Origin of the sequence: Niveispirillum cyanobacteriorum (assembly GCF_002868735.1) — a bacterium.
Classification (GTDB): domain Bacteria; phylum Pseudomonadota; class Alphaproteobacteria; order Azospirillales; family Azospirillaceae; genus Niveispirillum; species Niveispirillum cyanobacteriorum.
The window spans coordinates 451,440-476,808 of sequence record NZ_CP025611.1; the positions used below are offsets into that span (position 1 = coordinate 451,440).

The following is a 25,369-nucleotide window of genomic DNA, read 5'->3' on the forward strand; positions in this document are numbered from 1 at the left end:
CCCCCTTTTTATTGCTTGCCCGTCAACCGGCGCAGCAGATTGCCAATGGGATCGCCACCTTCGTCCGACGCCGGTGGTTCGGGCGGCGGGGTGCCTTCAGCGGTCTGCACCACAGTGCCGTCGGCGGGCACTTCGCTGGCCACCGGCATATCGGGGGCAGGCGGCAGCTCATTCGCAGGAACAGGGCTGCCGTTCAGGCCTGGCAGGTCGCGCGGCGGCAGCCCCTGATGCGCCTCCATCATGATGCCATGCCACAGCTTGGCCGGCAGGCCGCCGCCCGTCACCTTCTTCATGGGCGTGCCATCATCATTGCCCAGCCAGACACCGCCCACCAGATCGGCGGTATAGCCCATGAACCACGCATCCTTGTAATCCTGGGTCGTGCCGGTCTTGCCCACCGTGGGGCGGTCCAGATTGGCGGCCTTGCCGGTGCCACGGGTGACAGGGCCCAGCAGCAGGCGGTTCATCGCCTCCACATCCGGGGCGGCGACGGCATAACCCGCCGACGATCCCTGACGCTGATACAGGATACCCCCGGCAACATCCCGGATTTCCAGGATGCCATAGGGGATCACCGCCTCCCCGCCATTGGCCAGCGTGGCATAGGCCCCGGTCAGGTCCAGTAACGTCACTTCCGAGGTACCAAGCGCCAGCGACAGGTCGCGGCGCATGGGCGTGGTCAGGCCCAGACGCTTGGCCGTCTGCCGCACATTGTCGATGCCAACGGCCTCTGCCAGCCGGATGGTGGCGGTGTTCAGCGAATTGGCCAGCGCATCATGCAAACTGACATCGCCCCGGAACTTGCCGTCATAATTGCCGGGGTTCCATTTGCCCTTGCGGTAAGGCGCGTCCAGGATGGTGCTGTATTCGTTCCAGCCTTCTTCCAGCGCCGTCAGATAGACGACGGGTTTGAAGGCGGAACCGGGCTGGCGCAGGGCCTGCGTGGCGCGGTTGAATTCGCTGCTGGAATAATCCTTGCCACCGATCATGGCCCGGATCGCCCCTTCCGGCGTCATCACCAGGGCGGCGGCCTGGCTGACCTTGGCGTCGGCCCCCGGCCCGCGCAGCATGTCCGTCACCTTCTGTTCGGCGGCGCGCTGCAGGCCGGGATCGAAGGTGGTATAGACGATCAGGTCGCCATGATCGGCCCCGACAAAGGCAGGCAACTGATCGGCCACCCACCCGGCGAAGTAGCGGCCATCACCATCCTCGCTCTCCTTGCGGGGCGGCGGCGGTGGGGCGGCCATGGCGGCATCAAACTGCGCCTGGTTGATATAGCCCTCATCCAGCATGGCGCGCAGCACCACGCCCATGCGCTGCGTCGCGCGGTTCAGGCTGGCCGTGGGGGCATAGCGTGACGGTGCCTTCAACAGGCCAACAATGATGGCCGACTCGCGCAGGGTGAGATTACGCGCCGATTTGTTGAAATAGGTGCGGGCGGCAGCATCCACGCCAAAGGTGCCGGCCCCCAGATAGACGCGGTTCAGATAGGCAGTGAGGATCTGTTCCTTGCTGTAGGTCGCCTCCAGTTGTACCGCCAGCAGGGCTTCCTGCGCCTTGCGCTTGAAGTTCTGGTCAGGTGTCAGGAACAGGTTCTTCGCCAACTGCTGGGTCAGGGTGGAGCCACCCTGCACCGTCCGCCCGGCGCGGTAGTTGGAGTAGGCGGCACGCAAGATGCCGACCGGATCGACACCGAAATGACTGAAGAACCGCCGGTCTTCCGTGGCGATCAGGGCCTGCACGAAATGCGGCGGCAACTGGCTGACATCCAGCGTTTCACCGCGCAGGTCGCCCAGGCGCTGGAACTCCGTCCCGTCCAAGGCAACCAGGGTGATGGCGGGTCGGCGCGATGCCTCTGCCACCTCGGAAATAGCGGGCATGTCATGGGCGACATAGGCGACAGTGCCCGCCGCGACGATGACGCCCCAGATGCCGGTGACGATTAGGCCCGACAGGATGCGCTTGCCCCAGCTTTTACGGGGGCCGGCCTTGCGGGGTGGCTTGTCGCCGCCACCGCCATTGCCCCCGCCCGGCGGGGTGGGGCCGGACGGGCCGCGCTTCGCCGGGGCAGCGGCGGCAGGGCGGAAACGGTTGGGCGCGTTCAGGCTGCTCAAGGCATCAGGTCCGGCAAGGGGCTTTATCGGGATTGGTGGCCAGGATAGGGCCGGGCCGCCAACCCCACAAGCTGATGCACCCCCATTGCGGCGATTTCAGGGATGATGCGGCGGCATGTGTGGGGCTTATCCTGCAATCAACGCCGCCCATTCCTCCTCCGAGAGAATGGTCACGCCCAGTTCCTGGGCCTTGGCGGCCTTCGACCCGGCATCGGCGCCGACGATGACATAGTCGGTCTTGGCGCTGACCGATCCGGCGACCTTGGCGCCCAGGGCCTCTGCCTTGGCCTTGGCTTCCGACCGGCCCATGGTGGTCAGCGTGCCGGTGAAGACCACCGTCTTGCCGGCGACGGGCGACGTGGTGGCCGCCGCCGGCGGCACATACTCCTCTGGCCTCACCTGTGCCAGCAGGGCGGCGACGGCGTCCAGATTATGCTGTTCGCGGAAGAAATCGGTCAGGTCGTCGGCCACGCTCATGCCGATCTGTTCGATGGCGCAAAGCTCGGCATAGGCCTCGCCCACCAGTTCCGGCTTCTTCTCCTCGCGCTTGTCCGCCCGTTCAGCAGCGGCGGCGACCATGCGGTCGCGCCAGTTTTCCGCCGTGCGATAGGCCTTTGCCAACAGCTTGGCTGTGGCCTCCCCGATTTGGCGGATGCCGAGCGCGAAGATGAACCGGTCCAGCGCGATGGTCCGCCGCGCCTCGATGGCGGCGAACAGCTTCTCCACCGATTTCTTGCCAAAGCCGGTCATGCTGATCAGCCGGTCCAGGCGCTGTTCTTCGCGGACCTCCAGCGTGAAGATATCGGCGGGCTGCTTGATGCGACCCTGTTCAAAGAACAGTTGGATACGCTCGATCCCCAGCCCTTCAATATCGAAGGCATTGCGCGACACGAAATGGCGCAGCCGTTCCACGGCCTGCGCCGGGCAGATCAGGCCGCCGGTGCAGCGGGTGACGACTTCGCCTTCCTCCCGCGTGGCAATGGAGTCACATTCAGGACAACGATCGGGAAATTTAAACGGCTCTGCTCGGCCCTTCTCCGGTTCTGACACCCACCCAACCCAACCCACAATCTGCGGAATCACATCGCCCGCGCGCTGCACGATGACCAGATCGCCGACGCGGATGTCCTTCCGCTCAATCTCATCCTTGTTGTGCAGGGTGGCGCGGCTGACCACCACGCCACCGACATTCACGGGCTCCAGCTCCGCCACGGGCGTCAGGGCGCCGGTGCGGCCCACCTGGATGCTGATGGCTTTCAGGCGGGTGGTTGCCTGCTCGGCGGGGTATTTATGCGCCGTGGCCCAGCGGGGGGAGCGGGAGATGAAGCCCAGACGTTCCTGAAGGGCCAGGCTGTCGACCTTGTAGACGACACCGTCAATGTCGAAGGGCAGGGTGGGCCGCTGCTGCCCAATCATGCGGTAATAGGCCAGCAACGCCTCTGCGTCGGTGCAGCGTTCGGATGGCGACGACAGGGTGAAGCCGAAACCTTCCAGCCGCTGCCGGCTTTCCCACTGCGTGGCACCCAGTGGTTCCGACAACGCCCCCCAGGCATAGGCGAAGAAGCGCAGGGGCCGGCCCGCCGTGATGCTGCTGTCCAACTGGCGCAGCGATCCGGCGGCGGCGTTGCGCGGGTTGGCGAAGATCTTGTCGTTCTTTTCCGCTTGCGCCCGGTTTAGCTCCAGGAAGTCCGCACGGGTCATATAGACTTCGCCCCGCACCTCCACCAGATCGGGGAAGGGGGCTGTCAATTCATGCGGGATATCGCGGATGGTGCGGACATTGGCCGTCACATCCTCCCCCTCTGCCCCGTCGCCGCGCGTGGCGGCCTGGACCAGCCGGCCCTTCTCATAGCGCAGGGACAAAGACAGGCCGTCGATCTTGGGCTCAGCAACGAAGCTGACCGGCGTGTCGTCGGATAAGTTCAGGAACCGGCGGATGCGGCCCACAAAGTCGCTGACATCCACATCCTCGAACGCGTTCGACAGCGACAGCATCGGCACCGCATGCTTGACCTTGCCAAAGCCGGAGGAGGGGGCGGCACCCACCGTCTGTGTCGGGCTGTCGGCGGTCACCAGTTCGGGAAAACGTACCTCGATGGCGGCCAGACGCTGTTCCAGCTTGTCATAGTCGGCGTCCGAAATCTCCGGATCGGCCTTGTTGTAGTAGCGTTCGCGATGGTGCCCGATTTCCGCCGCCAGGGCCGCATGTTCGCTGGCCGCGTCCTCCAGGGTCAGGGCATCGACTTCGGTCAGGCGGTGGGGGGAGGACATGGCAAAACGCTCTCTGTCAAAGGGGGCGGTTGCGGTCCCTTGTACGAGAGGCGGCGGCGGTCGGCAATGGCGGCTTAACGGTCAGCAGGGCAGAAGGTTTGCCGGTTCCACATCGCGCAACCCCCCGGAGGGAAGGCTGGCGGTCTGGTAATAGGAGACGGCGAAAAGGTCGAGTTCCAGTGACAGGCTGCGCCGGCCACACCGGCGGGCGACATTGGCAATCAGCGTTTCCAGGCTGACGCCTTCCTGAAGGCTGATATCCTCCAGCGCGTTCCAGCATTCCTCGCTGACACACACACTGATCCGACGGCCATCGACGGTGATTTCCCGTCGCCGCTGTTCGTAAGAGGTCTGCCCCAGAATGCGCAGAAGATTCTGCACGGGTCGCCCTGGCTCAGTTGGTTAACTCAACACACATTTATATATGGACGAGGGGCGGAATGCAAAAGCCCATCCGACGATTCCGTATACATTCTGTAGGGTTGAGCCACGCGCTAAGCGCAGAGGTTGCGGTCAGCCGCCGTCGCGCGCCTCACGCAGGCCATCGCGTGCCAGCTGGTCGGCGCGTTCATTCTCCACATGGCCGGCATGGCCCTTGACCCAGTGGAACTCCACCTTGTGTCGGGCGACCAGATCGTCCAGGCGACGCCACAGGTCCTCGTTCTTTACCGGATCCTTGGACGCGGTTTTCCAGCCGTTTTTCTTCCAGCCATGGATCCAGGTGGTGATCCCGTTCTTCACATATTGGCTGTCGGTATGCAGGCGGATGGGAACGGAACGCTTCAGCGCCTCCAACGCGCTGATGGCGGCCATCAACTCCATACGGTTATTGGTGGTGTCGGGCTCCCCGCCCTTCATTTCCTTCTCGGTCCCGTTCCAGCGCAGCAATACGCCCCAGCCGCCAGGGCCGGGATTGCCGGAACAGGCACCGTCGGTGAAGGCATCGACCACGTTTTCTGCGGCGGTTGCCTCGTTCACGACCGGTCCAACCCGTAATCGGCGATGTGGCGGATCTGCTGGTGGAAACGCAGCTTGTGCAGATATTCCAGCGGGTCCTTGCGCTTCACCATGGCACCCGGTGGCGTGTTCAGCCAGTCATAAAGGCGGGTTAGCAGGAAACGGATGGCGCTGCCGCGGGCCAGGATGGGCAGGGCCTCGCGCTCTGCCGCCGACAGGGGGCGGATACGGTCATAATTGGCCAGCAGAAGCCGGGCCTTGGTGACGTTGAAGGCTCCATCCGCCTCAAAACACCAGGCATTCAGGCAGATCGCCACGTCATAGGCAAACAGGTCGTTGCAGGCGAAATAGAAATCGATCAAGCCCGACAGCTTGCCATCGGCAAAGAAGACATTATCGGGGAACAGGTCGGCATGGATGATGCCGGCGGGCAGATCCTGGGGCCACTGGGCCTCCAGATAATCCAGCTCCTCTGCCAGCGCATCGGCCAGACCGGGTTTCACCTCATCCGCGCGCCAGCGCGACGCCTCGAACAGGGGGCGCCAGCCGCCGACCGACAGGGAATTGCGGCGGGTCAGGGTGAAGCCGTCGCCCGCCAGATGCAGGCGCGCCAACCCTTCGCCCAGGCCAGCGCAATGGTCGGCCAGGATACGGCGCGGCCACATGCCCTTCAGGAAGGTGACGATCACGGCCGGACGGCCACACAGGCTGCGCAGCGCCACGCCATCGGTGCCGGCCACCGGTTGCGGGCAGGTCAGGCCGTTGGCGGCCAGATGATCCATCAAACCTAAGAAGAAGGGCAGGTCCGCCGGGTCCACCCGCTTTTCATAAAGCGTCAGGATATAGGGACCCTTATCGGTCACCAGCAGGAAGTTGGAATTCTCCACGCCCTCGGCGATGCCCTTGCAGGACACCACGTCGCCCAGATCATACTGAGCAACGAACGCGCGGACATCCTCGTCGGAAACTTCGGTATAGACGGCCATGGCGGGATGGGTAGCCGGTTCCGGCACGCCGGTCAATCGCGCATGAAAGCCCTGTGCGACCGTTCCAATCGCAACAAAATTCGGTGTGATGGTGATTTTCGCTACTCGGTGGCGGAATTTGCTATCGGCCTGGTCGGGATGAGATGGGGGCGAAAATAAAAATGGCGGAAATCAGCCATTTTTAGGGTCGCGAGAGCACTTGGCACGGTGCTTGCTTTTATGTCGGCATGGCTGAAACGGCCACCGAAATTCGAACCCGATGGAGACGATAATGAGCACGATGACCTTCTTCGCCAAGCGCGCCGCCCGCACCAACAAGGTCACCGGCGACCTGAACATCTCCAGCCTGACCGAAATGGTCCCGGCCCTGGTTGTCGCAGTCGTCATGGTCCTGATGCTGAACATCCTGCTCTGATCAAGCCGCTTCTGCCAACCCGATTACCCCACCTGTTTCAGAAGGAGCCCCGAAAATGGGCCTGATCGACCGCCTCGGTGATGTCATCAATGCCAACCTGGCCAGCCTGCTGGACCGGTCGGCCGACCCGGAGCAGACGCTGAACCAGGCGATCCGGGAGATGGAAGACACCCTGTCCGAAGTGCGCTGTGGCACTGTCCGCATGATTGCGGAAAAGAAGGAACTGGCCGCCAACTGGCGCGCTGCCGAGTTCGAGATGCTGGAATGGGAGCGCAAGGCGGAAATCGCCCTGGCCCATAACCGCGAGGACCTGGCCCGCGCTGCCCTGGCCGCCAAGGATGAGATCCGCCGCGCCGCTGCGCCGGCCGAGGCGGAGATCAAGGCCCTGGAAACGGCCATCGCCCGGATGACGGAAGATGCCCGCGCCCTGGAGGACAAGCTGGCCGAGGCGCATGCCCGCCGCCGCAGCCTCGCCGCCCGCTATCGCGGTGCCGTTGACCGGCTGCGGGCCCGTACCAGCCTGTACGATGGCCGCCTGGATGAGGCATTGGCCCGGTCCCGCGAACTGGAACGCGAGATCGATCATGTGGAGGCCGCTGGCGATGCCCTGTCCATGGGCCGGCCCCGTAGCCTGAAGGACGAGTTTGCGACCCTGGAGGCCCGTGGCCGGGTCGAGGATGAACTGGCCGCACTGAAAAAGCGCGTTGCCGAGCGTGGGTCCGCTGCGTGAGTTGAGTTGCATTTCACCCCTGGCGCCGGGATGGGCGACGGGGTTCTGCCAAACCGATGGAACGATGGAGAGAAACGTGAGCCGCTATAACCGCCATTTCGACCGCTTCACCAGCCGCTTTCAGGGTGGGAAGCTCTACAAGGACAGCACCAACGGCATCCTGTTCGGCGTCTGCGCCGGCGTGGCCGAATGGTTGGGGATCAGCCGCCTGTGGGTGCGCATCGCCGCGGTGCTGTCGATGGTCTTCCTGGGCGGCACCCCGATCCTGGCCTACTTCGTGGCAGCCCTGGTTCTGTCCAATCGCCCCGTCGGCCGCCATGACCGTTACGACCGCTACGCCCGCGCCTTTGGCGAGGATTACCGGGAGTGGCGCCGCTAAGCCAGCGGTGCCCACTTCGGGGGAGGAACAGGCGGGCCCGGGGGGACCCGCCTGTTTCATTTTGGGGTTTGCGTCAGGAAATACGGGCGCTCAATGTCACGTTGAGCGCGCTTGCTACGATCCGCAACGCATCTGCGATGTAAGCTGTGTTGCCGCTTGCGAAGGCATCATCCAGCAATTCCTGCTGCGCCCTCGGTTCGGCCAGGTACTTTACCGGATCGAACGGTCTGGTCGTTTCCATTCCTACTCCGCAGCCCGTGCGGCTTCCTTCTGGACGATATCCTTCTTAAACGCGATGGTGACGGTGGCCAGATGAATGCCGAACTTGCTCATGGTGGCGCGGTTCAGCAGCACGCCGTCCGGCATCAGGAACATCCAGTCATCGAACCGCACCTTGGTCCGGCTGCCATCCATTTTCAGGTTGAAGTCGTAGACCATGTTATAGGCGTTGCCCGACACGCGGCCCTTGGCGGGACCGATGGCGTCTGCGGTGGTGCCGGTCCAGTCATTGGGGGAGGGGCCGTCGCGCGTCAGGCGCCAGATGCGCTGTTCCAGTTCTCCGTCGTTCCAGACGAAGTCTTCCGTCAATGTCAGGACCTTGCCATCCCATTCGCCCTTGATATCGACGGTGAAGGTGCGGCGGACATTGCCGAACCGGTCTTCCACGATGCCATAGGCGCGGGTATGGCCATTGAAATATTCTTCCAGGGCCAGGGCGGGTTTCTGATTGGCGAATTGTTCGGGTTTCATGTTGGTACACCCGGAAAGGGCCAGACAAAGACCGGCCAGGATAAACAGGCGGCGAAACATGGCGCTCTCCGCGTCGGGTTTCGGGGGAAGGGGATCAGGTGCGGGCGGCGATGCGGGCGCGCAGGCTGACCTGCATGGCGGCATCGATGGGCCAGCGCCAGAGAAGGGCGATTGCCGCGAGTTTGAAGGCCACAGGAACCAGGGCGTAAAGCGCCAGCAGCGCTGTCTGCCCCATCGCGGTTCCGCCCGTGACGGGGTCGAAGCCGAACAGACCCGCCACGGTCAAGCCCAGGGCCGCCAGCGCGGTTGCCAGTTTGGTCGCCAGGCCCCAGAAGGCAAAGTACAGGCCGGTACGAGCGCGACCGGTGCGTGCCGTATCCATATCCACCACGTCGGCCTGCATGGCCGATGGCAGGATCAGATCCGCACCCAGCGACATCCCCGTCATCACGCAGATGACCAGGAATGGCCAGAAGTCGCCCGGCCCCAGCAAAGGTACCGCCAGGAACCAGCCGATGTTCCAGAACATCGCCCAGCGCCAGACGACATGCTTGCCGTATTTTCCGCTCAACCACAGCCACAGCGGCACCGCCAGAAGACCAGATGCGAAGTAGGACAACAGCAGAAGGCCCGCACGTTCCCCTTCCATCAGCAGATGCTGAACGAAAAACAGGAAAAGTTGTGCCGGCAGGCCATTTGCCACGCCGTTGATGACATAGGCCGCGATCAGTTTCCGGAAAGCCCCGTTGGCGAAAATCACTTTCATCCCGCGCCGGAATTTCAGCGGCGACTTGATGGGCTGCGGATATTCGGGAACGGTGACCAGGGCGATTACTGTAAAAAGCGGCAGCACCACAAGCAGAACAAGGGCTAACAGACGCAGCGCATCGCGTTCCTGACCCGTTGCCCCCACGCCCATGGCAAAGGGCAGGGTCAGGGCGAGCACGGTACCGATAATGGCGGCGCCCTCGCGGAAACCCGCTACGCGCGTGCGTTCATGATAATCAACGGACAGCTCCGCGCCCCAGGCTGTCAGCGGCACGATCATCATGGTCCAGCCCAGGAACAGGGCAAAGGACCAGCCCAGCAGATAGACCGCCCCTACCCCGTCGCCCGGTACCATCAGGAACCAGAGCGACAGCAGGGTCAGGGGCAGGCCCGCCGCGATCCAGGGTTTGCGACGTCCAAACCGTGTAACGGTGCGGTCAGACAGGGCACCGACCAGCGGATCGGTCACCCCGTCCCACAACCGCGCCAGCAAAAGTACGATCCCGATGGCTGCCAGTGGCATTCCCGCCTGGGCATAGGCCGAGGGCAGGAACACGTAGACGGGCAGAACCAGAACCGCCAGTGGCAGGGCAGGAAGGGCATAAGCCAGCAAATGGCGCAGGTGGATGGGCATGAGATGTCCTCAGCCCTTCGAAATCCCCACATGCACAAGATCGATGGTGCCGACCTTGAACCCCGCCTCGCAGTACCAGAGATATTGTTCCCACATGCGTTTGAAGCGCGTATCGAACCCGTCCTTCAGTTCCGGCCAGGCGGCCTGGAACGCCACCTGCCATTCCCGCAGGGTGCGCGCATAATGCAGGCCATAGCTTTCGGTGCTGTCGAAGCGCAGGCCTGCACCCTCCACCTCTGCTTTCAGGCGGGTGGGGCTGGGCAGCATGCCGCCGGGGAAGATGTAACGCTGGATATAGTCCGCACCCTTGCGATAGCCCTCGAAATGATCCTCACCGATGGTGATGATCTGGAGCGAGGCCTTGCCACCCGGCTTCAACCGGTCGCGCAACGTGTTGAAATAGGTGGGCCAGTAGCGTTCGCCCACGGCTTCAAACATTTCGATGCTGGCGATGCGGTCGAACTGCTCGGTTATGTCGCGGTAATCCTGCAGGCGGATATCGACCATGTGCGACAGGCCGGCCCGTTCCATGCGGGCCACAGCATAATCATGCTGTGCCTTGCTGATGGTCACGCCGGTGACGCGGGCACCCACAACCTTGGCCGCATATTCCGCAAATCCGCCCCAGCCGCAGCCGATTTCCAGCACATGCTGCCCCGGCTGCAGATCCATGCGGGCCGCGATGGCGGCATATTTGCGCTGCTGCGCCTCGTACAGCGGCTCTGCCTTGTCCAGATCGGCATAGACCGCCGCAGAATAGGTCATGGACGGGTCCAGCCAGCGTTCATAGAAGCTGTTCCCCAGGTCATAATGATAGGCGATGTTGCGCTTGGAGCCGGACTTGCTGTTGGGCTTGGCCGCGTGCAGCAGGAAATTCAGCGCCCGGACCCAGGCCTTGCCATTCATGGCCCGGTCCAGTTCTGTCTCGTTCAGCAGCGCCATCTCGAACAAGGCCGGCACATCCGGGCTGGTCCAGTCGCCATCCAGATAGCTTTCGCAGAAGCCCAGCTTGCCACCCACCAGCATGCGTCGGGCCAGCCGGTCATTGCGGACATAGAGGACGCCATGTGGGCCGGGTACGGTGCCATCGAACCGGTGGCTGCGCCCATCGGGCAGGACAATCGTCAAAGAGCCAACCCGGATCGAGGGGGCCAGCGATATCAGAAGCCGCATCATGCGCGACGGGCGGTAATGGATGGCCGTCTGGCCCAGGCCCAGGAGATGGCTTTCGGTCTGTTCGGTCATGGTTCCACCATTGTTTGGCCGGTGGTTGAAATGGATCGGGTGGGTCGTTCGGCAAGCGGCTTAAGACGAACGGGCGGTTCCGGGCGGCGGTGGAACCGCGCGCCCTTGCGCCAGAGTTTCAGCGCTTCCCAATGGATGCCGGCGATGACTTTCAGGGTGACCAGCGGGTGGCGTGCGACAGCCGCCCACAGACTGCTGGTGGTCAGTGGGTGTCGTTCACCCGTCTGGGTCGCCACCAGCAATTCACCCTGTTCATCGCCATAGCGGATATCGATGCCAATCCGGTCGCCCGGCAGCGACAGGCGGAATCGATAGCCACCTTCAAGATCGAAGAAAGGGGAGACGTGGAACTCCTTGGCGTGGGCATGGTCCAGCAAAACCCCCGGCACGTGGGCCGGTATGGGGATGACATAGCAATGCTGGTCGCCGAAGGTGTTCTTCACCTCATACACCACCCCGCGCAAGGCGCCGTCCGGTCCAAAGCCGTAATAGACGGACAATGGATTGAAGGCATAGCCCAGGACGCGGGGAAAACAGAACAGAAGGATGCGACCTCCCTCCAGATGCACGCCCTTTTCTGCCAGCATCCTCTCCACCCAAGGGCGAAGGGGTGACCCGTCGCGCTGCCCATGGTCGCTGTCCTGGATGGACAGCAGGCCGGGGCGGTTATGGGTCAGCGGCTTTGGCAGGTCATGCAGCCGGTCGATATCCAGCAGCAGCGACCAGACGCGGTAATTGAACGCGTGCCGGAAGGGCCGGTACCGGGCGTGGAACACCCGGCAATGGTACAACGCATGGGATTGGCCATCCTCTCCCGCCATGCCCCTTACTCCGCCGCTGCCTTGAAGGGCTTTAGCGGCCTGGCATTGCGCCCGGCAGGGGAGACATCGGTGGTGTTCCAGGGCCGCTTGGCACCCAGCGCCTCTGCCACGGCCAGTCCCGCCGACAACCCGTCTTCATGGAAGCCATAGCCAAGATAGGCCCCACAGAACCAGGTGCGGCGCACGCCCTGGATGCGGGCCATCTCACCCTGGGCGCGGATGGCGGCGGCGTCGAACATGGGGTGGTCGTAGATGAATTCCTTGATCTTATATTCCGGGCGCGGCGGCTGGATCGGGTTCAGGGTGACGAACAGGGGGTTGCCCTCGTCAATGCCCTGCAGCTCGTTCATCCAGTAGGTGACGGCCACCTTGGCGTTGCGGTCGCGCGTACCATTGGCCAGATAATTCCAGGCCGACCAGGCCTTGGGCCGCTTGGGCATCAGTGCTGGATCGCGGTGCAGATGCGCCCGGTTCAACTGATAGCGGAAGGCGCCCAGCACGCGCTTTTCCTGCTCATCAGCATCGGTCAGCATGGCCAGCGCCTGATCGGCATGCGCGCCGATCACCACCTGATCGTACTGCGTTTCCTGCCCCTCCGTATCGCGCAGCCAGACACCAGTGGGTGTGCGGCGCATGGCGATGATGGCGCGGTCGGTGTGGAAGCGGCCTGCCAGCGTGTCGGCCAGCACCCGAACATAAGAACGACTGCCGCCCTTCACCGTGAACCATTGCGGCCGGTTCTTGATCTTCAGCAGACCATGATTCTGGAAGAAGCGCACGAAGCTGTGTGCCGGGAAGGCCAGCATCTCCGAAATGGTCGATGACCAGATGGCCGCCCCCATGGGCAGCAGATGGTCATAGATGAAGCGATGGCCATAGCGGCCCGCATCCAGATATTCGCCTAAGGTCTGGTTGATGGCCGAAGGGTCGCGCAGCAGCTTCGGCGCCTCGCGGTAGAACCGCACGATGTCGCGCAGCATCAGGTGATAGCTGGGCGACAGCAGGTTGCGCTTCTGTGCGAACATGCCGGCCAGATTGCTGCCGGAATATTCCAGACGGCCCCGGTCCAGGCTGACGGCAAAGCTCATGGTGCAGGGCATGGAGGGCACGCCCAGATGGTCGAACAGAGCGATCAGGTTGGGGTAGGTCGCCTCGTTGAACACGATGAAGCCGGTATCGACGGGGATATTCTCCCCGTTCTTGCCCGTCACATCCACCGTGTTGGAATGGCCGCCCAGATAGTTATTCTGTTCAAATACCGTCACCTCATGGCCGTGACGGTTCAGCAGCCAGGCAGCGCTGAGACCCGAGATGCCGGCACCGATAACCGCGATTTTCATAGGTCGTCCTTCCTTCAGGCCGGGATCGCCGGAGTGCTGCCACGGATCGTGGCAAAGGCGTCCAGCGCGCGCTGCCGGCCCAGCGCATGATCAATGATGGGGGCGGGATAGTCACGTCCCAGTGTGACACCGGCCCCGCGCAGCACCATGGGCGGTGCGGTCCACGGGGCATGGATATATTTGTCCGGCATATGTTTCAGTTCGGGTACCCAATGGCGGACATAACGACCGTCGGGGTCGAATTTCTGCCCCTGCAAGACCGGATTGAAAACCCGGAAATAGGGTGCGGCGTCGGCACCGCAACCCCCGATCCATTGCCAGCCGGCAGCATTATTGGCCAGATCGGCATCGACCAGCGTGTCCCAGAACCAATCCTCCCCCGCCTGCCAGGGCAGCAGCAGATGCTTGACCAGCAGGGACCCCACGATCATCCGCACACGGTTATGCATCCAGCCCGTTACCCAGAGTTGCCGCATGCCGGCATCGACGATGGGGTAACCGGTCTGCCCCCGCTGCCACGCGGCCAGGGCCTTGTCATCCTGGGTCCAGGGAAAGGCCTCAAATGCGGGTGACAGGGGGCGTTCGGGAAGGGTGGGGAAATGGTACAGCAGGGAATGGCAGAATTCCCGCCACCCGATCTCGCGCAGGAAACTGTCCATCTGCGCCTTGAACGCCTCGCTGCCCCGATCTCCTGCCCGTTTGGCCGCGTGCCAGACCTGACGCGGGGAGATTTCACCGAAATGCAGATGCGGCGACAGGCGCGACGTGCCGTCAATGCCGGGCACATCGCGGCCGGCGCTGTAATTGGCGGCCCCTTCCGACAGGAACTGCGTCAGGCGCGCGGTGGCTGCCGCTTCGCCAACGCCCAGCCCCTCGGCCCAGGTCCGCCGGAACCCGCCCGCCCAATCGGGCCGGGTAGGCAGCAGCGCCCAGTCGGACAGGGCATCACCTTCTGGACGGTTGGGGCAGGGGGACAGCCGGTCCGGGGCGGGCAGGGGCCGTTCCGGGTTGGTGACGGCGACACAGGCCCGCCAATAGGGGGTAAAGACCTTGTACGGTGTGCCCTGACCCGTCAGCACTTCCCAGGGTTCGTTCAGCAGGGCGGCCTTGTGGCTGGTAACCTTCACCGTGCCCTTCAAGGCCGCTTTAAGCCGCGAATCGCGCTCAATGGCAAAGGGTTCATAGCAGCGGTTCCAAACCACCTCTGCCGCGTCCACCCGCGCCGCCAGGTCACCGATCACAGCATCACCCGGCCCTCGCAGCAGCAGCAGGGGCGACCCCAGCCGCTCCAGTGCCGCCGACAGATGCGTCAGGCTATGATGCAACCACCAGCGCGTGGCGCCACCGGCCCGCCAGGTGCCGGGGGTGACATCATCCAGAACATAGACGGGCAGGAGGGGCCGGCCGCTTTCCACGGCATGGTGTAAGGCCGGATTGTCAGCCAAACGCAAATCCTGGCGGAACCAGACGATAATGGGACGCGGATCGGTCATCGGGGGAGACATGCTTCCGGGTGAAACATCAGAATTTACTGATGATACGTTACCGATGCCGGCTTGGATCACCCGCACCCCTATCCTTTTGCGAAGATTATTTTTTATCCGTCACGGTTGACGCCGCTTGCAGGGAACCTAGCTCGTTTCGTGGCGGTGGCCATCCCATTCTCCCCCCCTCCTTTGGCTGCCAGCCTTTTGCCGCCCCCGGATGCCTCCCCCGCATCCGGGGGCTTGTCTTTTTACCCCTGTGCGGCGGCACTCTCGCGCCGGGTGGCGTGGTCCGCCGACAGACGGGTGCAGGGCAGGGGGAACAGGCGGGCGGTGCCCAGCATCCAGGCCTGGAACGGCCGGTGCAGCAAGCCAGAAATGGCGGGGTCCAGAACGTTCAGGCCACCGGCATAGGCACCGAAGGCCGGCAGGATCATGCGCCGGCCGTCGCCGGCGAAACAGCGTGCGCTGATCCGCTTACCCCGCACTACCGCCGCTGCCTTGGGATGGTAATGGCCGGAGATTTCGCCCGCCGCCGCCATCCGGTCCTTCACCGCCTCGTGCCGCAGCACCAGCGGCCCCTCGCGTAATTCTTCCGCCACCACCATACCGCCCCAGCCAGGCGGCGGGGCCGGGTCATGGTTGCCGGCGATCCAGACCCAGTCATAGGCCGCTGTCAGGGCAGCGATACGCCTTCCATCTGCGTCCGAAACGCGGGCGGCGGCATCGCGGTCGTGGAAACTGTCACCCAGGCAGACGACCCGGTTGGGGCGCCAGTGGCGGCACAGTTCCTCCAGCCGCGACAGGGTTGCCGCGGTGTCATAGGGGGGCAGGAACTGTCCCATCCGGGCAAAGGCCGACCCTTTCTCCAGATGCAGATCGGCCACCAGCAGCCACCCACGTGTGGGCCAGAACAGGGCCCCGGCGGGATCGGCCTTCACTGTGGCACCGTTCAACAGGATGTCCATGACGCGCCCAGTCAGTCCAGGGTGACCGACCCGTCTTCGGCCAGGGGCCAGAACGGGTTGAAGGCGATTTCCCAGTAATGGCCGTCCGGATCGGCATAGATGCCGGAATAGCCGCCCCAGAACTGATCTGCCGGGGCCCGCACCAGCCGCCCGCCCTGGGTCAAGGCGAAGGACACCAGCCGGTCCACATCGGCCTTGCCGCGCACATTATGCGCCAGCATCGTGGGGCCGTGCGTCACCTTGCCGGCATCTCCCGCGATTTCTTTATCATAGCTATCAGCGGCCAGCAGGCCCAGGCCCATGCCGCCCATCTGGAAGAACGCGAAGGAGGGCTGGCTGCCGCCTGCGGCTTTCCAGCCCAGCCCTTCATAAAAGGCCCGTGACCGCGCCACGTCGGTGACGCGCAGGGTGATCAGGGTGATGCGCTGTTCCATGCCGGCTTCTCCGCCCTCTGTCTGTCGCCATTCACACATAGAGGCCAGCAAACCGCAAGGCCAGGCTGACCATCGTTCGCCACCCCACGCAATCTGTTGGGCATGACGACCCGGTGCCACACCAGCCATTGAATTGAACAAGGCGTTTTCAGTTGAGCGGCCAATGGTTTGGCTGCGATTTCGGTCCTGTTTAATGCCTCTTTCAAGGATTTGAAACTTTCACTACAATAAATCCGTTGGATACTTTCCGAGGCACCTTGTGCTCAACGGCATCATCGAACTGGTCCGGTTTGCAGTGATCACCTTCGTGGCCTCCGTCGCTGCGAACGTGATGGTGTCGATGGTTGCCTATGTCTGGGGCCGGATCATCCGCGCGCAGGGCCAGGAGACGATGATGCGCGGCCGGCTGGCGCGCTATGCCCGCATCGCAACCGGCCTGTCCAACCGGGTGGAGGCGCGAAAGAACACCGCTGCCGGCGCCGCAACCCATCTGTTCACGGCGCAGCGTGAGGAAAAGGCCCTAAAAAGCCGTATCCGTGAGCTGGAAAAAAGCCCCCATCGCTTCGTGCGGATGATCGGGGCGGAGCAGTTCCCCAACAAGCCGTACGAATTCCTGGTCTTCAACAGCTCGGTTTCGCATCAGGTGAAGCGGGGGGAGAAGCATCCCTTCTACGACAATTCCTGGGCGCAGCCCTGTCCCGTGCATGTCTGGGCGCGCGGACCGGAGGAGGCGAAGGCGGAGTTTGAACGGGTTTACCCCAAGGCGTCGGGTTTCAAGGCTGTCTTTGCGCAGGCCCTGACCGGTGCCGCAGCGCCCAAGGACAGTGAGGAAGGGGGCGGTGTGGAAACCGCCGGCGATGCGGAAATGGAGCCGGCATGAGCGGCTTTTCCATCGCCCTGATGCTGATGATTGTCTTCCTGTCGATGAAGCCGACAGTGTTGAAGGCCAATCACAGCCTTAAGGAAGCAAGAAAGGCGATGGTCGAGTTGCGGCGGCGTCAGCAGGCGCTGAGCAACAAGATCCGCGCCCTTGCCCGCGAAAGCCTGGGCCAGCGCCTTACAGCGGGTCAGGATGATCATGAAGCTGACGAGCTGCAATCGCGTACCGACCACCTGAAGCGCACGATTGAGCTGCTGGAGGCGGAGGATCGCCGCGTGCTGGTCATGGATGAACGGCGTGGCCTGTCGGAAACCGGCTGGATCATCTGTGTTCGCCGCCGCCCGGACGCTGCCTCGCCGCTGGAACCCAGCAATATCACGCGCCTGTGGGATGAAGGCCGCTATGTCTTCTTCTTTGCCAGCGACATGCCGCGCGCCCGGCGCAAGGTGCTGATGCGGTTCCCCGAAGATGGTGGCTACAGCATCGTTGATGTAAAGCCGCATGAGGGCGATCTGTCGGAGCCCCCGGCGCTGGGCGCCCATAATCCGGACAAGCAGAAGCAAAGCGCCTGACGCGTCTCGGAGCTGTTTTCGGTTGACCGGAAGCAGCTCCGGCCACGACTGTCGCCGCGCGGCTCATGCCGCGTAAGCCAAGCTGCGCATGCAGCGCCGGTGCCTGAGGACAACGAACGGCTAGAGCGTTTTTCCGGTCAACGGAAATACGCTCTAAGGTACCGTTAAAACTAGCGCAAACGATGCTCACCCTTCCACTGTTGATCGCCTGGATGGCGGATTTCCACGGCAACATCATGTACTCTGCGTGACCACCTCCCGCATACGCTTCTCGAACCGGAACATACCGTCGTCGCCCGGCAGATCTGGCTCATTCGGACGGTGCGGATCCGGGTGGCCGGCATGGTGGTACTCGACGATGTGGAAGCCGCAGACGTTGACGTAAAAGTGGATGTTGCGCTTCTCGAAGTATGGCGTGTGGGTGATCCAGACCTGCGTGTCGGGGTAGGTAGCCTCAATAGCACGCCACGCCTTGCGGCCGATGCCGCGGCCCGATCGATCGGTGCGCACGTAGAAAAAGTCGAGAGAGTTCCGCTGCGTTTCGGCATCAATCGAGACCACGGCTCCACCGACCCATCGGCCGTCCTCAAGGATGCGGTGGACGACGGCGTTCGGAGCTGTGAAGGAGGCGGCTACGTCTTCGTCGGGTGGGATCGGACCTTCGTCGACCGATCCGAATGTTTCAACGACAGCGATCGCGAATGCGGCCTGAAGATCCTTGCGGAAGCGCGGTAAATCTTCCTCGCTGGCAATGTCCAGCGTCACGTGGCCCATTACGGGTGCGGATATCATCCGTATTCTCCAATACTCCTGTCGAGGTATGCCTTGCATGGTGGCCACGTTGTAACCGTTTCGGCAGTTACGTACATGTTTCTATCCTACGCCCTGGCTTCCAAGACGACCTGTACCGACCGCCGCCGACAGCGCCGTCGAAGGACGGCGTATCCCGCATCGGTATTCTCACCCTGGAACAACTCCCCGGTCGGCGTATCCAGACCGTCCAGCCGATCCTTGCTGACATCCAAAGCGATGATAGAGTCGGACTGCATCATCTTCATACTCCCTGGCTTGCACGTTCGGGGCTGCAACCCCATGCAACTGTTCGGGGCAATGAAGGTGCCGACTGGAGAGCCTTGCTTGGCTGCGGAGTGCTTATCTACCGGTCCGCGGAGCGGTCTTCCATTCCGTGATAGTGCAATTCTATCAGATTGCAGAAACACAAGCTGCGGATGCAGTGCCAGCGATTGAGGAAAACGGAAAGCTAGAGCATTTTCCGGTCAACAGAAACACGCTCCAGCCTGATCTTCAGGCCGAAATATCGATGATATAGCCGCGATACTGCACCGGCTGTACCGGGGCCAGGGTAACGGGACGCACGGGTTCCAGTGTCACGGGACGCACCGGTGCCAGATTGCGGTCGGGCAATTGCGGGGCGGGTGCAGGCCGGGGTGGCGGCGGGGCCGGTGCGGGGTCGGCAGAACGGCGACCGGGCGCCCCCTCCGGCGGGGGTGGGGCCGGGGCGGTATAGGTACCAGTGCTGTTGATGCCGTTGATCGCCATGACCGGCTGCCCCGATGTTTACGGCTGCATCATAATCCAGGCTGTACCCAGCGTGAAATGCACAATTGGATAGGCTGAGGGGGATAGGCTTATGCCGCCCGCCCTGTGCCGGAATTTCGGGCGTGGGGCTGATCAAGAGATGGGCAGAAAAAAACGGCCGGAAAACCAAAAGGTTTCCGGCCGAGTTGAACAGGGAGGCTTCACGTCTGGGAGACGCTGGGTCAAGGACCCAACCCCGACCGGGTAAATCGGGGCGAAACGTCGCTGCTGCGTCGCAGCAGCGATGGCCCAAGATTTAAGCATCCAGGCCGATTATACCAGGGGTGAAGCCAAGCCTGAGTTATGCGTTTGATGCATGGCTCGATGGGAAGGTCTCAGCAACCTTCTTCACGAGGAAGTCACGGAACACGGCGATGCGCTTGGAATGGCGCAGTTCTTCGGCATAGACGAAATAGGCGTCGATGCGCGGCCCGCTCACTTCCGGCAGGATGCGGACGATATCGGGCTGATTGTCGACGACATAGTCGGGCAGGGACGCAATGCCCAGGCCGGACTGAACGGCGCGGAACATGGCGTACAGGCTGTTGACGCGCAGCGCGGTATGGCGTTCGCCACCCGGCGGGTCGCCGACATGCAGGGCCCAGTTGATGTTGGTGACCGGTGCCCGCGCCTCGTTCGGATAGGCGATCAGGTCATGCTGGTCCAGTTCCGCCACCGATTGCGGCATGCCGCGCTTTTCGATGTAGGACTTGTGGGCGTACAGGTGCACGCGCACCGTCATCAGATGACGCTGGATCAGGTCCGGCTGGCGCGGGGCCGACAGGCGGATGGCGATATCCGCCTCGCGCATCGACAGGTCCAGCTCATTATCGTCCAGCAGCAGCGTCAGCTGCACATCCGGATAGAGCGACAGGAAATCCTTCACCCGCGGCGTCAGCCAGGTAGAGCCGAGCGCGATGGTGGTGGTGACCTTCAACGGGCCCTTCGGATGCTCCTTCGATTCGGAGAGCATGGCCTCCGTCATCGAGAGCTTGGCAAACACCTCCCGCGCGGTGCGGTAGAGCAGTTCACCCTGTTCCGTCAGAATCAGCCCGCGTGCATGGCGATGGAACAGCGGCACATGGAGGCTTTCCTCCAGCGCGCTGATCTGCCGGCTGACCGCCGACTGGCTGAGGTTCAGGGTTTCCCCCGCATGCGTGAAGCTGCCCGCCTCCGCCACAGCGTGAAAGACGCGAAGCTTGTCCCAGTCCATGGACCCGTCCCTAGATAGTGGCGCAACTGCCGAACGCCGGATGACGTTCCAGGCGCCCCGTCTGTTGGTCGGACACGGGAATGCGCCCGACGCATGGATGATATACAGCCCCTGCCGCCAATGCTAGGGCTTGTCACCAAAATGTCGATTTACCGCTAGCTATCGTATTGTTCTTGCAACAGTTCGCCGAGGGACGGAGACGGAATACCCCTGCTAAAGTGGTAAAATGAAGAAAGGCCAGGAGATGGCAACGGCGACTCCGCCCTCATCCCTTGGCCTTTTTCACACCATACCTGGCACGTGCGTCGAATCAGTGGCCGGCCAGGAACTTTTCGACTTCCAGGGCAGCCATGCAGCCCATGCCCGCCGCCGTCACGGCCTGGCGGAACACTTTGTCCTTTACGTCGCCGGCGGCATAGACGCCGGGGATGTCGGTGCGGGTGCTGTCCGGATCGGTGACGATATAGCCTTCCTCATCCATGCGGACCTTGCCCTTGAACACGCTGGTGGCCGGGTCATGGCCAATGGCCACGAACACGCCGTCAAGCGACCGTTCCGTGACGGCGTCGGTCTTCACATTGCGCAGGCGCACGCCGGTGACCAGCTTCGGGTCGGTGAAGCTGGAGCCACCCTTGCCCAGGATCTCTTCGACCACACTGTCCCAGACCACTTCGATCTTGGGATGGGCGGCCACGCGTTCCTGCAGGATACGTTCACCGCGGAAGCTGTCGCGGCGGTGGATCAGGGTGACCTTGGAGGCGTGATGAGTCAGGTAAAGCGCTTCTTCCAGGGCGGTGTTGCCGCCGCCGATGACGGCCACTTCCTTACCCCGGAAGAAGAACCCGTCACAGGTGGCGCAGGCGGAGACGCCGCCGCCCTGGTAATGTTCTTCGCCCGGAATGCCCAGCCAGCGGGCCTGTGCGCCCGTCGCGATGATCACGGCGTCGGCCACGAATTCATCGCCACTGTCGGCCTTGCAGACGAACGGACGCTTGGTGAAATCGACATCGGTGATGATGTCGTAGAACATTTTGGTGCCGTAACGTTCGGCCTGCGCCCGCATCTGCTCCATCAGGAATGGGCCTTCAACCGGGTCGGCGAAACCGGGATAGTTTTCCACATCCTTGGTGATGGTCAGCTGCCCACCCGGCGTCATGCCCTGGACCAGCACCGGCTCCAGGCTGGCGCGGGCGGCATAGATGGCGGCGGTGTAGCCGGCCGGGCCGGCGCCGATGATCAGGACCTTGGAACGATGGGTCGCCATGATGCTTCCTTGGGAACGGCGTTGGATTGTCTGCCGCCGAAGATGGGGGCGGTGGGGCGCATCCGGCAAGATGCACGGGCGCGGGGCGGGGTTGCGACCCTACAGGGGCGATGGCGGACGGGCAATGGCCCCGTCACGCTGACACAACTTGAAACAAAGCCGCACTGGCCCCGGGGGCAAGGTCACACTACATAGAGAGGCGCCTTTGCTTTCCCATGGGTTTCGGTGATGAAGAAATTCGGCCTTTCCACCCTGTGCGCCCTGTTGCTGGCCGGTGCCGTGCAAGCGGCCCCTATCCGGTCCAATCTGGTGGCGACCGACAATGTGGAAACCTTCATCACCCTGGAAACCCAGGGCATGGCACCGGGACAGACGGTGTGGGCCGCCCTGACCCAGAATATCCGCCCGCACTGGCACACCTACTGGATCAATCCCGGCGATAGCGGCATCCCGACCGAGATCAAATGGACCCTGCCGGAAGGCTGGAAGGCCGACGCCATCACCTGGCCCGCACCGCAGCGCTTCCCCATCGGCCCGCTTGTCAATTTCGGTTATGCCGATCAGGTGCATCTGCTGGTCCCCCTGACGGTGCCGGCCAATGCCACGCCGGGGCAAGCCGTGAAGCTGGATGCCAAGGTCGACTGGCTGGTCTGTGAGGATATCTGCATCCCCGAATCGGCGGACCTGTCGATCGCGGTACCGGTGGTGGCCGGAACGGCGGCGGTGGAGCCGGAGGCGGCACCGCTGTTCACCAAGGCCCGCGCCAGCCTGCCAGTGCCCAGCCCCTATACGGCCACCCTGGCGCCGGGTGACAAGGCCCACCGCCTGACCCTGGCCGCCCCTGGCCTCGACAAGGGGAAGATCAGCGAAGTCTTCTTCTTCCCGCATGACTACAAGGTGGCATCCTCCAACGCGGCACAGGAACTGCGGCTGGGGGCCGACGGCCTGACCCTGTCGCTGGTCCCCGGCGGTGCCTTGCCCGCCGGTCCCGTGACGGGTGTCCTGTCCTTTACCGAAGAACTGGATGGGCAGTCGGTGCGTCATGCCTTTGCGGTGGAGGCAGCGGTCGGCGCCGCCGCCCCGGCGTCTACGGGCGAGCAGACAAGCTGGGCCACGGCCCTGCTGCTGGCCCTGCTGGGTGGTGCCGTGCTGAACCTGATGCCCTGTGTGTTCCCCGTCCTGTCGATGAAGGCGCTGGCCCTGCTGCAGCATGGACCCGCCCATGCCCGCCGCCATGGGTTGGCCTACACTGCCGGCGTGCTGGCCTGCTTTGCCATTGTGGCCGGTGCCCTGATCGCGCTGCGCGCAGGGGGTGCCGCCATCGGCTGGGGCTTCCAGCTGCAGGACCCTCTGGTGGTCGCCATCCTGGCCTATGTCATGCTGCTGCTGGGCCTGTCGCTGTCGGGCGTCTTTACCCTGGGCGGATCGGTGATGGGGGTGGGGCAGGGGCTGGCGGGCCGTGATGGGCTGGCCGGCAGCTTCTTTACCGGTGTTTTGGCGACTGTTGTTGCGACACCCTGTACCGCGCCTTTCATGGGCACGGCCCTGGGGTTTGCGATTACCCAGCCCTGGCCCGTGGCCCTGTCGGTGTTCCTGGCCCTGGGCCTGGGCATGGCGCTGCCCTTCCTGGCTTTGTCGTTCAGCCCGGCCCTGCTGAAGCGGTTGCCGCGACCGGGTCTGTGGATGGAGCGGGTGAAGCAGGCATTGGCTTTTCCACTCTACGCTTCTGCCGCCTGGCTGGTCTGGGTTCTGTCGATCCAGGCGGGGCCGGCGGCCCTGGCCACCGTCCTGGCCGGCATGGTCGCCATCGCCTTTGCGGCCTGGGTCTATGGACAGACACGTCTGTCGGGCGGACCGGGCCGCGCCTTCGGCAGCCTGCTGGCCGTCCTTGCCCTGGGCGGGGCGGTCGCGGGTGCCAGCACGGCGCGAACCGTTCCGGTACCGGAACAGGTGGCCGGCGCCAAGCCCGCCAGCAGCGATTATCAGCCCTGGACCGCAGAGAAGCTGGCCGAACTGACAGGGCAGGGTAAGCCGGTCTTCGTGAATTTCACGGCGGCCTGGTGCGTCACCTGTCTGGTCAATGAGCGCACCTCGCTGTCGACCGACGCCGTGAAGGCCGCCATGAAGGCCAAGGGTGTCGCCTATCTGAAGGGTGACTGGACCAACCGTGACGCCACCATTGCCCGCGTCCTGGAAAGCCATGGGCGCAGCGGTGTGCCGCTCTACCTCGTCTATCTGCCGGGCAAGGCGGAGCCGGTGATCCTGCCGCAGATCCTGACCGAGGGCATTGTGCTGGACGCCCTGTCCAGCCTGCCAAACGCCTGATCCCACGGAACCATTCGCCACCCAGCGTTGTTGGTTTCCCGAGCAGTGATGCGGGAAGCGTGGGGCCGCTATGTCCTTGGCGATATGACGCCGACCGGCCTTGCGGCACCGACACCCGCATCCTATCTTAGAATTATTCTAAGACGGGAGATGCGTGCGGCTGCCCGTGCGGCCAGCATCTTCCGGGGAGACAGATCATGGCCCATTACGGCGAAAGCGCAGATGTTCTGAGGACCTTCACGGCCCAGGCCAACCGGTACCCGATGCTGCTGCCCGAACAGGAGGCGCAGCTGGCCCGCGATTGGACGGAGCGCCAGGATCGCCGCGCCTTTGACAAGCTTGTCCGTTCCCATATGCGTCTGGCCGTCAAGGTGGCCGGCAAATATGCCCGTTCCGGCCTGCCCGTCGCCGATCTGGTGTCGGAGGCCAATATCGGGCTGGTGAAGGCGGTACAGCGTTTCGATCCCACGCGCGGCTTCCGTCTGGCCACCTATGCCCTGTGGTGGATCAGGGCGGAGGTGCAGTCCTTCGTGTTGCATAACTGGTCGCTGTTGAAGGGCGGCAACACCGCCACCCTGAAGCGTCTGTTCTTCAACCTGCGTCAGACGCAGCGCAAGCTCGGTATCCATGACCGGGTGATGAGCGATGCGGAGGCGGCCCTGGTCGCCCAGACGCTTTCCGCCAGTATCGAGGATGTGCGCGAGATGGAGCATCGCTTCGCGACACCGGTCAGTTCCCTGAATGTGGCGGTTGGGGAGGATGGCGACCATGAAGCCATCGACCTGCTGGCCGACGAGACGGAAAGTGTGGAGGAACGGCTGGCCGAGAAGGGCGAGCTGACGGTGCGGCGCGCCCTGATGAAGGATGCGCTGACCCAGCTGGGTGACCGTGAGCGCCATATCTTTGCGGCCCGCAATCTTGCGGAGCAGCCGGTGACGCTGGAACGGCTGGCCCAGCATTACGGCGTCAGCAAGGAGCGTATCCGCCAGATCGAAAGCGGTGCCTATAAGAAGGTGGTGCGCCGGGTGCGGTCGCAGGTGGAAGCAGTCCCGACGCTGCCGCCCAATCTTCCGCCTCCATTGGCGCTGGGTCGCCGGACCGGGGCCATGGCGATGGCGTGAGGAGGCCCGATGTTGCGCCCTCACCCTCCAAAACGCTGATGCGTTGGGGAGGGTGAGGGCGCACCGTTGCCAACCGCCCACCCTTTACGCCGTCCCCAA

Annotated in this window: 26 protein-coding genes; 7 read left to right on the forward strand and 19 right to left on the reverse strand. The window is 63.6% G+C overall.

All coding sequences use genetic code 11. From position 1 onward, the window contains the following. Positions 1-8 precede the first annotated feature (8 nt). From C0V82_RS01985 to C0V82_RS02005, 5 genes are all read right to left on the reverse strand, one after another. The gene (locus C0V82_RS01985) at positions 9-2,114 is read right to left on the reverse strand and encodes a transglycosylase domain-containing protein (RefSeq protein WP_245924125.1); all 2,106 of its coding nucleotides are present in this window, start codon (positions 2,112-2,114) and stop codon (positions 9-11) included. 126 nt (positions 2,115-2,240) lie between these two features. Next, positions 2,241-4,385 (reverse strand): NAD-dependent DNA ligase LigA, encoded by a 2,145-nt coding sequence (gene ligA, locus C0V82_RS01990; RefSeq protein ID WP_102110900.1) that lies wholly within the window; start codon positions 4,383-4,385, stop codon positions 2,241-2,243. Between the two features lie 81 nt (positions 4,386-4,466). Next, the gene (locus C0V82_RS01995; protein ID WP_102110901.1) at positions 4,467-4,766 is read right to left on the reverse strand and encodes a ribbon-helix-helix domain-containing protein; all 300 of its coding nucleotides are present in this window, start codon (positions 4,764-4,766) and stop codon (positions 4,467-4,469) included. A 132-nt stretch (positions 4,767-4,898) separates the two neighbouring features. Then, entirely contained in the window at positions 4,899-5,363 is a 465-nt protein-coding gene (gene rnhA, locus C0V82_RS02000) for a ribonuclease HI (RefSeq protein ID WP_188595094.1), read from the reverse strand. After that, complete coding sequence (locus tag C0V82_RS02005; protein ID WP_102113170.1) at positions 5,360-6,328, reverse strand: homoserine kinase; 969 nt, start codon at positions 6,326-6,328, stop codon at positions 5,360-5,362. The genes rnhA and C0V82_RS02005 overlap by 4 nt, the downstream gene beginning before the upstream one ends. A 271-nt stretch (positions 6,329-6,599) precedes the next feature. Between C0V82_RS02005 and C0V82_RS26670 the strand changes: the two genes are divergently transcribed. The 3 genes from C0V82_RS26670 (at position 6,600) to C0V82_RS02015 (ending at position 7,852) form a co-directional block, all read left to right on the forward strand. Beyond that, entirely contained in the window at positions 6,600-6,743 is a 144-nt protein-coding gene (locus C0V82_RS26670; RefSeq protein ID WP_158659668.1) for a hypothetical protein, read from the forward strand. 55 nt (positions 6,744-6,798) lie between these two features. Further along, complete coding sequence (locus C0V82_RS02010) at positions 6,799-7,473, forward strand: PspA/IM30 family protein (RefSeq protein WP_102110902.1); 675 nt, start codon at positions 6,799-6,801, stop codon at positions 7,471-7,473. 76 nt (positions 7,474-7,549) lie between these two features. Then, a complete protein-coding gene (locus C0V82_RS02015; protein WP_158659669.1) occupies positions 7,550-7,852 on the forward strand; it encodes a PspC domain-containing protein in 303 nt (100 codons plus the stop codon). A gap of 73 nt (positions 7,853-7,925) precedes the next feature. On the opposite strand, the gene C0V82_RS26675 is transcribed toward C0V82_RS02015, so the two are convergent. From C0V82_RS26675 to C0V82_RS02055, 9 genes are all read right to left on the reverse strand, one after another. Continuing rightward, positions 7,926-8,093, reverse strand: coding sequence for a helix-turn-helix domain-containing transcriptional regulator (locus tag C0V82_RS26675; RefSeq protein WP_158659670.1), 168 nt, complete (start codon positions 8,091-8,093; stop codon positions 7,926-7,928). A gap of 2 nt (positions 8,094-8,095) precedes the next feature. Then, positions 8,096-8,662: a DUF3833 domain-containing protein gene (locus C0V82_RS02020; RefSeq protein WP_102110904.1), complete on the reverse strand. Its 567-nt coding sequence runs from the start codon at positions 8,660-8,662 to the stop codon at positions 8,096-8,098. 34 nt (positions 8,663-8,696) lie between these two features. Then, on the reverse strand, positions 8,697-10,004 hold the full coding sequence (locus C0V82_RS02025) for an MFS transporter (RefSeq protein ID WP_102110905.1): 1,308 nt from the start codon (positions 10,002-10,004) through the stop codon (positions 8,697-8,699). Between the two features lie 9 nt (positions 10,005-10,013). After that, positions 10,014-11,249 (reverse strand): SAM-dependent methyltransferase, encoded by a 1,236-nt coding sequence (locus C0V82_RS02030; RefSeq protein ID WP_102110906.1) that lies wholly within the window; start codon positions 11,247-11,249, stop codon positions 10,014-10,016. Next, positions 11,246-12,070, reverse strand: a complete 825-nt coding sequence (locus C0V82_RS02035; RefSeq protein ID WP_102110907.1) for a DUF1365 domain-containing protein — start codon at positions 12,068-12,070, stop codon at positions 11,246-11,248. The genes C0V82_RS02030 and C0V82_RS02035 overlap by 4 nt, the downstream gene beginning before the upstream one ends. A 5-nt stretch (positions 12,071-12,075) precedes the next feature. Then, the gene (locus tag C0V82_RS02040) at positions 12,076-13,410 is read right to left on the reverse strand and encodes an NAD(P)/FAD-dependent oxidoreductase (RefSeq protein ID WP_102110908.1); all 1,335 of its coding nucleotides are present in this window, start codon (positions 13,408-13,410) and stop codon (positions 12,076-12,078) included. A 14-nt stretch (positions 13,411-13,424) separates the two neighbouring features. Next, the gene (locus tag C0V82_RS02045; protein ID WP_102110909.1) at positions 13,425-14,903 is read right to left on the reverse strand and encodes a cryptochrome/photolyase family protein; all 1,479 of its coding nucleotides are present in this window, start codon (positions 14,901-14,903) and stop codon (positions 13,425-13,427) included. 242 nt (positions 14,904-15,145) lie between these two features. Then, positions 15,146-15,862, reverse strand: a complete 717-nt coding sequence (pdeM, locus tag C0V82_RS02050) for a ligase-associated DNA damage response endonuclease PdeM (protein ID WP_102110910.1) — start codon at positions 15,860-15,862, stop codon at positions 15,146-15,148. Between the two features lie 11 nt (positions 15,863-15,873). Then, a complete protein-coding gene (locus C0V82_RS02055; protein WP_102110911.1) occupies positions 15,874-16,296 on the reverse strand; it encodes a VOC family protein in 423 nt (140 codons plus the stop codon). A gap of 259 nt (positions 16,297-16,555) precedes the next feature. Between C0V82_RS02055 and C0V82_RS02060 the strand changes: the two genes are divergently transcribed. Continuing rightward, positions 16,556-17,176 carry a hypothetical protein gene (locus C0V82_RS02060; RefSeq protein ID WP_102110912.1) on the forward strand — a complete coding sequence of 207 codons (621 nt, stop codon included), beginning with the start codon at positions 16,556-16,558 and terminating at the stop codon, positions 17,174-17,176. Further along, positions 17,173-17,748, forward strand: a complete 576-nt coding sequence (locus tag C0V82_RS02065; protein WP_102110913.1) for a hypothetical protein — start codon at positions 17,173-17,175, stop codon at positions 17,746-17,748. Before C0V82_RS02060 ends, C0V82_RS02065 begins: the two co-directional genes overlap by 4 nt. A gap of 234 nt (positions 17,749-17,982) precedes the next feature. On the opposite strand, the gene C0V82_RS02070 is transcribed toward C0V82_RS02065, so the two are convergent. The 5 genes from C0V82_RS02070 to trxB all read right to left on the reverse strand — a co-directional run bounded on the left by C0V82_RS02070 (position 17,983) and on the right by trxB (position 21,824). After that, the gene (locus tag C0V82_RS02070; protein WP_102110914.1) at positions 17,983-18,540 is read right to left on the reverse strand and encodes a GNAT family N-acetyltransferase; all 558 of its coding nucleotides are present in this window, start codon (positions 18,538-18,540) and stop codon (positions 17,983-17,985) included. Positions 18,541-18,626: 86 nt separating this feature from the next. Next, positions 18,627-18,800 carry a hypothetical protein gene (locus tag C0V82_RS02075; RefSeq protein ID WP_158659671.1) on the reverse strand — a complete coding sequence of 58 codons (174 nt, stop codon included), beginning with the start codon at positions 18,798-18,800 and terminating at the stop codon, positions 18,627-18,629. Between the two features lie 253 nt (positions 18,801-19,053). Then, the gene (locus tag C0V82_RS02080; RefSeq protein ID WP_102110916.1) at positions 19,054-19,308 is read right to left on the reverse strand and encodes a hypothetical protein; all 255 of its coding nucleotides are present in this window, start codon (positions 19,306-19,308) and stop codon (positions 19,054-19,056) included. A 340-nt stretch (positions 19,309-19,648) separates the two neighbouring features. Beyond that, positions 19,649-20,560, reverse strand: a complete 912-nt coding sequence (locus tag C0V82_RS02085) for a LysR family transcriptional regulator (protein ID WP_054166071.1) — start codon at positions 20,558-20,560, stop codon at positions 19,649-19,651. A 310-nt stretch (positions 20,561-20,870) separates the two neighbouring features. Then, positions 20,871-21,824 (reverse strand): thioredoxin-disulfide reductase, encoded by a 954-nt coding sequence (trxB, locus tag C0V82_RS02090; RefSeq protein WP_102110917.1) that lies wholly within the window; start codon positions 21,822-21,824, stop codon positions 20,871-20,873. Positions 21,825-22,052: 228 nt separating this feature from the next. Between trxB and C0V82_RS02095 the strand changes: the two genes are divergently transcribed. Both C0V82_RS02095 and C0V82_RS02100 read left to right on the forward strand, forming a co-directional pair. Next, on the forward strand, positions 22,053-24,149 hold the full coding sequence (locus tag C0V82_RS02095) for a protein-disulfide reductase DsbD family protein (RefSeq protein WP_102110918.1): 2,097 nt from the start codon (positions 22,053-22,055) through the stop codon (positions 24,147-24,149). A gap of 197 nt (positions 24,150-24,346) precedes the next feature. Beyond that, positions 24,347-25,270, forward strand: coding sequence for an RNA polymerase factor sigma-32 (locus C0V82_RS02100; protein ID WP_102110919.1), 924 nt, complete (start codon positions 24,347-24,349; stop codon positions 25,268-25,270). Positions 25,271-25,369: the final 99 nt, after the last annotated feature.